The sequence below is a fragment of the Providencia rettgeri genome (assembly GCF_041075285.1).
Taxonomy (GTDB): domain Bacteria; phylum Pseudomonadota; class Gammaproteobacteria; order Enterobacterales; family Enterobacteriaceae; genus Providencia; species Providencia rettgeri_G.
The window spans coordinates 720156-733422 of the sequence record NZ_CP163512.1 but is presented as its reverse complement, the minus strand read 5'-3'; the positions used below and the strand labels follow the sequence as shown (position 1 = coordinate 733422).

The following is a 13267-nucleotide window of genomic DNA, read 5'->3' as shown; positions in this document are numbered from 1 at the left end:
AATAAAACAGAAAAATCAATATGTTAACCTTCACTAAATATCAAAACGTGAATAAAACCAAGCTGTTATCCTTATTATTTTGCCCATCCCTAACACCACAATTAGAATATAAATTGATAGCGAGTTTGACTGGTGTAAATGCGTTGTGCCGCTGCAATACCACTGTATAATTCGCCCCATTCAGGATGGTTAATCCCATCAGGTGGAAATTGTGCCGCTAATACCACACCTGAATACGCCGTATAGGTTTGGCTTTTTCCTGCAATAGCAAATAATTGATTGCCACTATAAACGTGCATCGCCGGCATTGTTGTTGCGATGTTCATCTGCACATCACCATTAGGTGCGCCCAACGTTGCCACAGTATGCTGCCCATCCGCCATACCACTATTGAAAATAAATGTGTGGTCATATCCCCCCACTGCGGCTTGTACATCATCCTGTAAAAAATCACGACCTATACGCTTTCTCTGGCGAAAATCAAAATGCGTATCTGTCACATCGCGCCACTCTCCTGTCGGGAGCCCTTCATCGGTTGTCGGTAAAAAGGTATCAGCCTCAATTTGCAAGTCATGTTCAAAAGCGGTTCGAGCCGAATCCTCTCCTGCCAGATTAAAATAGGTGTGATTTGTCAGATTAACAGGGCAATCTTCCGTTGACTGGTATTTATAATCAATAACCACTTGGTTATCTTCCGTTAGTTCATAACTTACCTCAACGGATAATGCCCCAGGAAAGCCTTGATCCCCAACAGGGGAAATTAAGGAAAAGATTGCCTTGCAAGGGCTTGGCTGAATAATTCCCCAAATTCGATAACTAAAGTTGTCTTTCCCACCGTGTAAACAGTGGTTGTCTTGATTATTGGAAATCGCATATTGCTGCCCATTTAACCTGAACCGAGAGCCACAAATGCGGTTTGCAACCCGTCCCACGGTAGCACCAAGATAAACCCCCTGTTCCATCTGTTTCGCCATATTCGGTGACCCTAAAACCACATCTCGCTTGCCACTCGCTAAAGGCAATATGCAGCTGACCCAACTGGCCCCTAAACTTGTGAGTAAAATTTTCATACCATTTTGATTAGTCAGAGCAATAACTTTTGGCGAACGGATAGTGTGACGTTGTTCTTGAGTAAACCGCATTTTTTCCTCAATATTCGGTAGTAATCTATTTAACAAAAGGGGGTAAAAATTCATATTTGCTCAACCGCCCCCACGTGAGCAGAAAGTTGTTCCATCCCACAACAACAAATTGATTTTCCACTGGTTGTCTATGGAGTGCAATAACTTATTAGCAGATATTTCTTTAATGTGGGATAAACAGATAACCGAGCAATTACCACGCTCGGTTATTAATGAAACAGATTGGTAACAGACTGATTAATGCTTGGTGTGTTTATCGTAAGGGTCTAAGTGAGTCATCACATCGAGTATTTGTGGGTTTTCCATTAACTTTTTACGGGTGTTCACGGCAATATCATGTCCTTGCGTAATACTCATATTTCCATCAAGTTCTAAATGTACATCAACGAATAAGAAATCCCCTGATTTACGGGTTTTCAAATCATGATAACCAGATAACTCATTGATATTATTTAATACCTCACGAATTTCTTGCAGCGTCTCCTCATCAGCACCCTTATCCATTAAATCTTGCATCGATTGGTTGGTAAATTTAAACCCCATTCTGAAAACAAATGTCCCCACAATCATTGCTGCGAGAGGATCAAAAATGCGCAGCCCACATAAACTTCCGACAATACCAATAGCCACAACCAAAGAGGATGCAGCATCAGAGCGTGCATGCCATGCATTTGCCACTAGCATGCTCGAATTCACTTTATTTGCTACATGTAACATATAACGGAATAAACCTTCCTTTGCCACTAACGCTATCAACGCTGCAACCAGAGCAATCATGTGAACTTCAGGGATCAAATCAGGATTAAGTAGCTTTTCAATGGCAGACCACACCATCCCAACCCCAACAATCAATAAAATAATCCCCAGAATGAGTGACGCCCCATTTTCATAACGAAAATGACCATAAGGATGATCTTCATCGGGTTTTTTGTGGCTCTTTTTATTGGCTATCAGAACAACAAAATCCGCAATTAAATCGGATAAGGTATGGATCCCATCGGCAATTAAACCTGATGAGTGAGAAAAAATACCGATGATGATCTGCCAAATAGATAACAGGGTATTAACCAACACACTAATCAATGTACTTTTTTTCGCAGCCTTAAATTTAGCCTGTTGGACCACAAATTCCTTGCTTGGCTGAGTGACGACTTCATTTTTATTCATAATGTGATTTCTTTAATGAAAAACAAAATAATTATCATTTAAATAAACTTTTTAAAACAATAAGTTAAGCAAAAAACAAGTCAATATTCGCACATTAAATGTGAAATGTCTCACTGTAAATTGTAATCAGATACCACAAATGAAAATGCCTATTGTTTTACTTTTGATTACAAATGCATTCATTATTTAAAATAACGATAAATGCGCACTTAATAGCACTTCTGCTAGCTTATTTAACTTATAGTATACTAATAGTAAATTGCTATAATCGATTTTAAATAACATATGGATGAGGTGGCTATGTATAAAAAAATTCTAGTTCCAATTGATTTGTTAGAAGATGAACTGAATCAGGACATCATAAAACATGTAGAAGCTTTAGCCACATTAGGGGCACCTGAAATTCATTTCATCTCCGTTATTCCAAGTGTTGAATTATTTTTTGGTATTGAAATCGCTGCACTGCCAGAGAGTCATAAAGACTCCGCAGAACGTTCTATTTTAGCAATGCGAGCACTAGAAGAAATTATTAAAGACATTAAAGTGCCGGACAATCAGATTAACTGCAAAGTAAGTATTGGTTCAGCGAAAGATGAAATCTTGGATTATGCACAAGAAATTGATACAGATTTAATTATGGTAGGATCTCATCGCCCAAGCACTTCAACCTATTTATTAGGTTCAACAGCTTCCGCAATTGTTCGCCATGCAAAAACATCTGTCTTTGTGATCCGTTAAAATAACGAGTGAAAAAATGCCGCTAATCAGCGGCATTTGAGGTTGTTAACAAAGTGGGATAAAAGCGTGTTTTTCCCACTTTGTGTTATCAGCCGAAAATCAATATATTGATTTTCCTTATTTTTCAAAACCTATCCAACCTGCCGCCAAACATGTTATGTTTGTCAGCACTCAGAAATGCCGCCTATTAACGGCATTTTTATTTTTTGATAGCATTAATTAGCTGATCTTCTGTTGACCAAATACGGTATTTTACATCCATTTTTTCAGGCACATACACAACGATAGGGAGTTTACTGTTATAACGAACAAATGCATCATCACCTAATTGGGTCGTAATAAAACGCTCTTCAGCAGGCTGAGTACAACCCATCATCGTCGAAGCAGGTCCTTTCACTTCATCTAGCTTATAATAATCATAACCCCAACCTTCTAAGGTTTTCTTATCAAGCTCCCCCATAAACCATTGACGGTTACAATCTGCTTTAATTGTTTTCCCAATGACCAACTCAACCATAAAGTTATTTTCATTCTGCTTCTGATCCAGTTGGATCACATAACGAGTCATACCTGATTCTGCTTTTGGATATGGTGCGATCTTTTCCAAGTCCTCAGTTGCTACTGCACAAGATGAGACGAGTGCGGCTGCCATTACAGATAAAATCGCTTTTTTCATCATTTATTCCTATTTCAAAAGAAAAAATCAATTAAAAACTCCAAGCTTTACTACATGGTAAGTCAATTACACTGTAATTATCACTATAGATGATTCTTAATTACAAAAATATAGGTTTCATGCAGTAGATAACCGTAATAATACTTAATTTTAGTATAAAGATCATAAAATTAATAAAAATAATGTAAATTACCCGCTAATTTAGTGCACAAAATATGTACACTGTTTATACTAATTTTGAGGCTTAATACATTCTGAGGAGGTAGTATGTTATCAGCAGATCAAGATTTAGTTTCAAAGTTAGTCTCTACACATCCCCGTTTTCAAACGCTCTACGAAAAACATCATCAACTCGACAAAGAAATTAGTCAGCTTGAAGGCCCTTCTGGTGCTGGTTATAACGAGCACGTTGCCAAACTAAAAAAAGAAAAATTACATCTAAAAGATGAAATGCAAAAAATAATCATGCAATCGTGTCGATGACCTTTAAAAAACAGCTCAATAACCTTATTTTTATTGAGAACCTAAGAGGTTGAGTTAAAGAGGGGGAGCCTGCTAGCTAACCCTCTTTTTCGTTAATGCGCTAATTATTGAACGTCATCAAACTATCGATCAATAAATCAGCATAACCTTCCTATTGAACCCATTAAGATGTATATTAAATGCATATTTGATTTTAGCAGGGAGGTTATCATGGCTGGCAAACGAATAAATCGAGAAATTAAAACCATCGAGAAAATGATCAGCCTCTATGAGAAAGCACACCCAGCCCCTAATGACTCTTTGGATTATTATCAAAAACTGTTCTCTTACGCCATTAATCGCTTAGAAAAATGTCGGTACGGTGAAGATAAACCTGCTTGTAAACAGTGCCCTATTCATTGTTATCAGCCCAAGATGCGTGAGCAGATGAAATTGGTCATGCGCTGGTCTGGCCCTAAAATGCTATTACATCACCCAATACTTGCTATTCGCCATTTACTTGATGATCGTAAGCCTGTCCCTGCTCTACCAGCAAAAGTCCGTAAACGAACACCTTAGAATTGAATTGCCCCTATCAATACACGTCAATAGGCGACTTCAGCAATAAGCCCTTCTTTTGTTTCCTTACAGTCGCCTTAAATAGCTTTGATTTTGAGTTTCAACCGCTTTTCACTTGGCATGCATATCCTTACATATAAGAAAGCTTTATTCATTCAATGCAACACACCAAATAGACATTTATAAATATCTAACTGTTTTATTAGCATTTTTATAAAATTTACTATTTTGCTATTTACAGGTGGTGTTTAGCCTTCAATAACGCTATCTGAGTAACTCTTACTATTCATGATTAAGAAACGCTCAGATAAAAAATAGTAACCCAAAATAACTAATTACCAAAATCTATATTTATATTACCTATTAAAACCATAACTACTGCCTATCAATAAAAAAGCGAGACATAAATCTCATTTTAAAGGCATTAATTGCCTTCTTGATAAAATTATTTTATTAAAAAGATAAAAAAAACAAATAACTTAATTCAATAATTATATAAAACATAAGAATTATTTATAATTAATATTTTTTACGAATATTATCACAATTATTAACACAGTAATAAAACCGATAACTACACTAAAAATGATGATCGTGTTAGATCAACAAAAATAAACACCAATAATGTGTAAAAAAACAAAAAAAATTTACAACCAACACCAATAATAAACTCAGCATAAAAAACCAACCAAACAGCAATACATCAGAATATAATAAAATAGCCATATAAAAAATATCGAAATAACCGAGCATAAGTCACAAATAACTCGTAAAAACTACATTTTGAAACATTTATTTATATTTAGAATTACAAAATGACACATAAATAATCGATTTATATAATTTCAACCATACAAGAAATGTCTATTTTTTATATCAATAAATTTTCATTTTATGACATTAAATCTTAATACTGTTTTTTTTATCGTATGAATGTGATTATTTAGGTGACTACCATGCAATTCAACAGCAATTTAAACCAGCAAGTGATTCGAAAGATGACTATCGATAGTGATACGCAACATACCATTATCGATTTAACATCTAAAGGCATTATTATTGTCGAAAAAGGTACTTTATTGTTAGAGACGCCAGCAAGTGCACAAGTTTTAAATGAAGGGGATATTTTATACCACAAACAAGGCTCTTATTCATTTCAATCATCAGATCTTGCAACAGATTGTCAGTTACTTTGGGTCAGTTTAGACGATAACTTCTTACGCGAGTTTATGACTGTTCATGGCTCACAGTTAAGTGAAATCGAACGGTTTGAAGACACCGCATCCGATATCATCAAATTTACGTCATATCCTTTAATTGAAAATATCCAAGATAGCTTAAATGCGATTATCACTCATGATTACCCAGACGCTATCGTATCATTACGCATCAGCGAACTATTACTGTTATTATCCTATAGTGAACAAGGTGCAATATTACTTTCTAACTTTAAGCAATTAAGCAACCGCCAAGCCCAACGTTTACAAATTTTTATGGAAAATAACTATTTGAAAGAGTGGAATTTAAGTGAATTCGCTCGTAGTTTTGGTATGGGGCTAACAACCTTTAAAGAATTATTTCATAGTGTTTACGCCACGTCACCACGTGCATGGATCAGCGAAAAACGGATTATGTATGCACACCAATTATTGGTAAATACTGCAATGAGTATTGTTGAAATATCGATGGAAGCAGGCTTCTCAAGTCAATCTTATTTTACTCAGAGCTACCGCAAGCGATTTGGCTATACCCCGAGTAAATCAAGAGTAACTGCTTAATAACTCAATAAAGCCGAGCATAGACACATGCCCTGTCAGTTATAGAAATCTCTGATGTAACTATAATCTGACAGAAAGGCAACAAGCAATTACCCTCACTTTTTTCATCTATCTCTATTTGCTCTCTTCATTTATTTCGTCATAAAAAAAGGCAATCAGCCTGAATGACAAATTGCCCTTTTGAAGAACCTAAACTGACTTTTCGCTATTTCACATTCATAATCTTCAAGTCAATGATAGACATAGAGTTTGGCGGTATTTCACCGGGTATCCCCTCAACCCCATAACCACCTTCAGGTTTAATATATACCTTAACCATCCCACCTTCTCCAGCACGTTCAACAAACGAATTTAGTGGTGTTGGTAACTCATTATAAGGTAGCGTGACCGGGTTTTTATCGGTATACATTACCGTTACCGTTCCATCGGTTAACTGCTCCCTCATAATAAATGTAATGTCTTTCTTTTTAACATCTTTTATCGGCGTACCGCGCTGAATAATTTTATAATACGTATTATTATCCAACTTACTGTATTTTTGCGCCGTGATATCTTGAATTATCTTCTGATTTTTCTTGGCATTTTCTTGTGCAACGACTTTAGCGTCTTTACTTGGCGGCACACGACCCGCTAGTCCAGCACTTGAACCCGTTTTGCCTTTCGCTTTAAGAGCATTGTTTTCGTCTTGTAATAACGTAATTCGACGATTTAAGTCCATAATTTGTGACTTAAGCGCATCATCACTTGAGAATGATTTCTGTGCGTCTAACTCAGCCTGTAATTTTTTCAATTGCGCTTGTGCTAAAACAAGTTCCTGTTGTGCTTTCGTTGCAGACGCCAACTTTTGGGCATCTAATTTCAAGGCACTAATTTGTTTATTTGCATCCGCAAGTTGTAGCTCAACCTCGGTTTGTTTTTTCACTTTAGCTGCAATATCAGTTTCAAGCTTACTGATTTGCGTTTCTTGCTCTTTTATCTGTTTAACAAATTGCGTATTTTGCAATTCAAGTTTTTTCTTTTCACTCTCTTGTGCAGAAAGCGCATCTTGAATTCCTTTTTTCTCCGAATCAAGCTTAGCTAAAGCCGCTTCTTTTTGCTTCAACAGTGCCAGTTGTTTATTTAAATCTGCTGTCAATTCTTTGACTTGCTGCTCACTCGCTTGCCCAATTAATGCCGTTTGCTTTTCAACATCTTTCTGTAATTTTTGCAAACTGGCATTAGCTTGTGCTAACTGTTTCTGGGCAGCAGCATAATTTTGCTCATTTTGAGCCAATGTGGCCTGAAGTTGCTGTTGCTGTTTTTGGCTTTCTGTATATTGCTTAGAGAGTGTATTTTGAGCGACTTGATACTCTTGCAATTGCTGCTTCGCCGTAGCAAGCTCAGACTCTAACGTAATTTTTTGTGCAACTTTAGCTGATTGCTCAACAAGTGATGCTTGGATTTTATCTGCCTGCTTCGTTTTTTCGCTGAGTTGTTGAGCAAGCTGCTGATTTTTCTGCTCAAGCTCTTTGGCAACCGCTTGCTGCTGAGCTAACGCATCCCGTGTTGATTGGCTCGCCGCTTCGGCTTTTTTCAACTCATTTTCTTTTTGCTTGAGCAAGGCTATTTGTTTATTCAGATCCGCTGTGATGGTTTTGACTTGCTCATCACTGGCTTGGTGTAACAGCGCCGTCTGTTTTTCAACATCGGTACGCAGTTGTTGTAGATCCGCATTCGCTTGCTGCAACTGGGCTTTTGCTGCCGCGTAATTTTGCTCATGCTGCGCTAATTTAGCTTGTAGCTCCGCTTGCTGCTTTTCGCTGGACGCGAGTTGCTTGGCTAGCGTATTTTGTAGCGTTTCATGATCCGCCAACTGTTTTTTAGCCGCCGCTAATTCCGTTTCCAGTGCCGCTTTATCCGCCGCTTTCGCCGTTTGTTCCGCTAGTGAGGCTTGGATCTTATCAGCCTGCTTCGCTTTTTCGCTGAGCTGTTGAGCAAGCTGCTGATTTTTCTGCTCAAGCTCTTTGGCGACCGCTTGCTGCTGAGCTAACGCATCCCGTGTTGATTGGCTCGCCGCTTCGGCTTTTTTCAACTCATTTTCTTTTTGCTTGAGCAAGGCTATTTGTTTATTCAGATCCGCCGTGATGGTTTTGACTTGCTCATCACTGGCTTGGTGTAACAGCGCCGTCTGTTTTTCAACATCGGTACGCAGTTGTTGTAGATCCGCATTCGCTTGCTGTAACTGAGCTTTTGCTGCCGCGTAATTTTGCTCATGCTGCGCTAATTTAGCTTGTAGCTCCGCTTGCTGCTTTTCGCTGGACGCAAGTTGTTTGGCGAGCGTATTTTGCTGCGTTTCATGCTCCGCCAACTGTTTTTTAGCCGCTGCTAATTCCGCTTCCAGTGCCGCTTTATCCGCCACTTTCGCCGTTTGTTCCACTAGTGAGGCTTGGATTTTATCAGCCTGCTTCGCTTTTTCGCTGAGCTGTTGAGCAAGCTGCTGATTTTTCTGCTCAAGCTCTTTGGCGACCGCTTGCTGCTGAGCTAACGCATCCCGTGTTGATTGGCTCGCCGCTTCGGCTTTTTTCAACTCATTTTCTTTTTGCTTGAGCAAGGCTATTTGTTTATTCAGATCCGCTGTGATGGTTTTGACTTGCTCATCACTGGCTTGGTGTAACAGCGCCGTCTGTTTTTCAACATCGGTACGCAGTTGTTGTAGATCCGCATTCGCTTGCTGCAACTGAGCTTTTGCTGCCGCGTAATTTTGCTCATGTTGCGCTAATTTAGCTTGTAGCTCCGCTTGCTGCTTTTCGCTGGACGCGAGTTGCTTGGCTAGCGTATTTTGCTGCGTTTCATGCTCCGCCAACTGTTTTTTAGCCGCCGCTAATTCCGTTTCCAGTGCCGCTTTATCCGCCGCTTTCGCCGTTTGTTCCGCTAACGAGGCTTGGATTTTATCTGCCTGCTTCGTTTTTTCGCTGAGCTGTTGAGCAAGCTGCTGATTTTTCTGCTCAAGCTCTTTGGCGACTGCTTGCTGCTGAGCTAACGCATCATGTGTTGATTGGCTCGCCGCTTCGGCTTTTTTCAACTCATTTTCTTTTTGCTTGAGCAAGACAATGTGTTTATTTAGCTCCGCCGTGATGGTTTTAACTTGTTCATCACTGGCTTGGTTTAACAGCGCCGTCTGTTTTTCAACATCGGTACGCAGTTGTTGTAGATCCGCATTCGCTTGCTGCAACTGAGCTTTTGCTGCCGCGTAATTCTGCTCATGCTGCGCTAATTTAGCTTGTAGCTCCGCTTGTTGCTTTTCGCTGGACGCGAGTTGCTTGGCTAGCGTATTTTGCTGCGTTTCATGCTCCGCCAACTGTTTTTTAGCCGCCGCTAATTCCGTTTCCAGTGCCGCTTTATCCGCCGCTTTCGCCGTTTGTTCCGCTAACGAGGCTTGGATTTTATCTGCCTGCTTCGTTTTTTCGCTGAGCTGTTGAGCAAGCTGCTGATTTTTCTGCTCAAGCTCTTTGGCGACCGCTTGCTGCTGAGCTAACGCATCATGTGTTGATTGGCTCGCCGCTTCGGCTTTTTTCAACTCATTTTCTTTTTGCTTGAGCAAGACAATGTGTTTATTTAGCTCCGCCGTGATGGTTTTAACTTGTTCATCACTGGCTTGGTTTAACAGCGCCGTCTGTTTTTCAACATCGGTACGCAGTTGTTGTAGATCCGCATTCGCTTGCTGCAACTGAGCTTTTGCTGCCGCGTAATTCTGCTCATGCTGCGCTAATTTAGCTTGTAGCTCCGCTTGTTGCTTTTCGCTGGACGCTAATTGGGAAGTTAGCGTCTCTTGTGCAATTTGTGCATCTTTTAACGCTTTCTCTAAAGCAACCTTTTGCTCAGCCTCAGCCGTTTTTTCTGCTAAAGAAGCCTGTATTTTTTCAGCTAACTGCTCTTTTTCTGCTAATTGAGCCAATAATTGCTGATTTTGTTGTTCTAGTTGTTTCGCACTCGCTTGCTGTGTAGCAAGTGCCGATTGGACATCATCTTTTTCGTTTTTTGCCGTAGCAAGTTCAGCTTCTTTCTGTTTGAGTAATTCTTTTTGCTGTAACAACTCAGTGGCCACCAATTTCATTTGTTCATCAGTGTTTCCAACAAGTTGTAATTGTTTTTTCGCATCCAACTCTAATTTAGCAATATCTGCTGTTAACTGCTCAATCTTCAAATTGGCAGCCGCATACTGTTGCTCTTTCTCAGCTAGTTGTTGCTTTATTTTAGATTGCTCAATAGCACTTTCATTTAATTGTTTTTCAAGTTGAGCGATCGTTTCTTGTGTCTGCTGATTTTCTTGACTGAGCTGTGTTAAGTTATTCTGTTTTTGCTCAATCGTTTTTTCTGCTTCCGCAAGTTTATGATTTAATGTTTCAATTAACGTTTGATCATCAGTTGATGAATTTAGCTGTGCTTGTAATTGTGTGATTTGATTTTTATTTTTCTTAATATCTTCATTAAGTTTATTAATTTCAAATTCTTTTTCTGTAATCGTATGCGTTAATTGTGCAATACTCTTATTGTGATTAATAAGCTCAGCAACCAGTTGCTGGTCATTTAACAGATTATTGTAACCAATAAGTTGGCCAACACCCTGTGCTATACCAAACTGATACAAACTCGTCAGTTGCTGGCGTTCAATTAATTTTGCAAGCTGTTCAAGATAAGCAGAAGCATCTATCCCAGATGGTCTGGCAAATTTAGAGGCATACAACCCAAGAGGATCAAGAACTAACTGATATTTAGCAAAGTCTCTTGCTAAATACTCAGGGCTCCATTGATTACTTTGAAAAAAGTAAGGGTAGGATGAAAGTAAAATTGGTGCAGATGGGCTATCTGTTGCCACCACACAGACATCAGAAAAAGTGTTTTTTCCTGGTTCTTCTATTGGCGTCGTTTTAGCCGCATCAGCCGTTTTTGCCGATGCAGCCCCCGACCGTCCTTTACTTGTCGTTTTACCTCTGGCTCCTTTATTCGCCGCCGCAGATTTTTGTTTTTCCTTGGGCGCAGGCACCGTCGATAATGAAGAGAAAATATCGTAACCTTGAGCTTGTGTATTCACCGGCTGTTGTTGTTGCTTTTGCTCTTTTACTTTGCCTTCTCTTTCTAATTGAAGGTAAGTATCAAAATCATCAATAACGCTATTAAATTTCTCTGCTTTCGGAGCATGACTAAAAAATGTCGTAAAAAGTGCCAGCGACACACAAAGCCTAAGGTTTATTCTCATAATCCACTAATTTTCTTCAATGTTGATTCGGTAGACAATACTGAGTTATAGCGAACTTTTGCACAGAGTACTTTCGTTTTAGACTCGATCGCCATTTGTAGTAATTCAATGGTATCAGGGCTAGCAGTGCCTTCAACTTCTCTGTAGAGGCGGTTGATTTCACTCACTTCCTTAAATGAACCTACCAAACGATTGTAATCTTTGGGTGAAAGTGTTTTTAGTGCATTGAGTTCCTTAACACACGTATTTAGGTGAGCAAATGTTTGTTGTTCAGCGCCACTTTGCCCATAAGTTGTTGTCGCTATTGGTGTGCGATTAATAGCGCTATTTAAAACTTTTTGAGATTCAGGATATGAATCATCAGCTTGATATGCATTTACAACGGGTTGTTCGGCAACAGGAGTCGTATTGGCATTTACTGTTTGTTTACTTGGGGTATTCGGTGTTGCTGTATTAGGTGCTGCTGTATTGTATGTGTCTGAGCCAAATGTACAGCCGGAAAGAAGAGCCGTACCTGCTATAAGCAAAGATGCAACATAAAATTTATTTTTTAAAAACATATGGTTACCTTACCAGTACTTTTCTTCGCTATTATAATGATGTCCAAGAAACCTAGTGTAAGCTAAAAACTAGCTATTTTCTATAAGTCCGAATGTAGAAATAGAGTCATCTCATAATTTTATGATTACAATAATTTTAGTTTTAATTTTATTTTATCGCTACCCTTTCGTCATTTTTATGAGCTTATTCTTATTAATACACTAAGTCAGTGATAAATTAACACGTTTAAGGTGGAAATTAATTATATTCTGTTATCTAAACATTATTTTACTGGTTAATGTAACCATAAATTCAACAGTTCAATAACAGTTTGCCAAAGTTTCTTTTTTGTCTTCACATGGAAACATTTGCTAACAAATTAAATAACCTTAAACACTCCAAAAAAGTGTTTTTTGCTCTTTTTCGCAAAAATATGCTGTTCTAAAAATGTCTAAATATGCTCACCCACTTTATGATTAAGGCATTAGACCTAATCATTCATTATCAGCAACACCTTGAAAACATCATTTAGATTCAATAGTCTGCAATAAAACAGAGTTAAGGTAATCATAAAAGCAACCTAAGTGATCATACCAACTTTCAGGCACAATTACTTATACTAAATTGATACCATTCGTAACTCAAATTAATTTTCAACCTTATTATATAGTCCATTATTTACTAATTAGCGAACACGTAGAAAAAAATAATTTAATACATATCATTTTGCTATTAGATAGCTGATTTATACCGTTAGCAGTCGGATTGAATAAAGAAGGGAGCACTGAACATAATAGGTGTTATTGATACACCTAGCGGGTTGCTGTTTTTTTGTCTATTTTATGAACGTCTGATAATGCAGTCGAATTGTTTCACCAATAATTAAAACACAACGCCAACTTATGTGAGATACATAGCGAGATCCCCCCACAAAATGTCGCCAATGCAG

Annotated in this window: 9 protein-coding genes; 4 read left to right on the top strand and 5 right to left on the bottom strand. The window is 38.4% G+C overall.

What is annotated here, in order from left to right:
• Positions 1 to 101: 101 nt before the first annotated feature.
• Positions 102 to 1142: a galactose-1-epimerase gene (locus AB6N04_RS03220; RefSeq protein ID WP_369310493.1), complete on the bottom strand. Its 1041-nt coding sequence runs from the start codon at positions 1140 to 1142 to the stop codon at positions 102 to 104.
• A gap of 237 nt (positions 1143 to 1379) precedes the next feature.
• Positions 1380 to 2309, bottom strand: a complete 930-nt coding sequence (locus tag AB6N04_RS03215) for a cation diffusion facilitator family transporter (protein ID WP_369310492.1) — start codon at positions 2307 to 2309, stop codon at positions 1380 to 1382.
• Between the two features lie 300 nt (positions 2310 to 2609).
• On the opposite strand from AB6N04_RS03215, the gene AB6N04_RS03210 reads away from it, so the two are divergent.
• Positions 2610 to 3047 (top strand): universal stress protein, encoded by a 438-nt coding sequence (locus AB6N04_RS03210; protein WP_369310491.1) that lies wholly within the window; start codon positions 2610 to 2612, stop codon positions 3045 to 3047.
• Positions 3048 to 3246: 199 nt separating this feature from the next.
• Here the strand turns inward: AB6N04_RS03210 and eco are convergent, their stop codons facing one another.
• Positions 3247 to 3723, bottom strand: a complete 477-nt coding sequence (gene eco, locus AB6N04_RS03205) for a serine protease inhibitor ecotin (RefSeq protein ID WP_369311944.1) — start codon at positions 3721 to 3723, stop codon at positions 3247 to 3249.
• 267 nt (positions 3724 to 3990) lie between these two features.
• On the opposite strand from eco, the gene AB6N04_RS03200 reads away from it, so the two are divergent.
• From AB6N04_RS03200 to AB6N04_RS03190, 3 genes are all read left to right on the top strand, one after another.
• Entirely contained in the window at positions 3991 to 4206 is a 216-nt protein-coding gene (locus AB6N04_RS03200) for a DUF465 domain-containing protein (protein ID WP_369310490.1), read from the top strand.
• Between the two features lie 210 nt (positions 4207 to 4416).
• Positions 4417 to 4764: a nitrous oxide-stimulated promoter family protein gene (locus AB6N04_RS03195; protein ID WP_369310489.1), complete on the top strand. Its 348-nt coding sequence runs from the start codon at positions 4417 to 4419 to the stop codon at positions 4762 to 4764.
• Between the two features lie 956 nt (positions 4765 to 5720).
• A complete protein-coding gene (locus tag AB6N04_RS03190) occupies positions 5721 to 6542 on the top strand; it encodes a helix-turn-helix transcriptional regulator (protein WP_369310488.1) in 822 nt (273 codons plus the stop codon).
• Positions 6543 to 6747: 205 nt separating this feature from the next.
• On the opposite strand, the gene AB6N04_RS03185 is transcribed toward AB6N04_RS03190, so the two are convergent.
• Together AB6N04_RS03185 and AB6N04_RS03180 are read right to left on the bottom strand one after the other, a co-directional pair.
• On the bottom strand, positions 6748 to 11754 hold the full coding sequence (locus AB6N04_RS03185) for a hypothetical protein (RefSeq protein WP_369310487.1): 5007 nt from the start codon (positions 11752 to 11754) through the stop codon (positions 6748 to 6750).
• Positions 11755 to 11774: 20 nt separating this feature from the next.
• Positions 11775 to 12338 carry a hypothetical protein gene (locus AB6N04_RS03180; RefSeq protein WP_369310486.1) on the bottom strand — a complete coding sequence of 188 codons (564 nt, stop codon included), beginning with the start codon at positions 12336 to 12338 and terminating at the stop codon, positions 11775 to 11777.
• Positions 12339 to 13267: the final 929 nt, after the last annotated feature.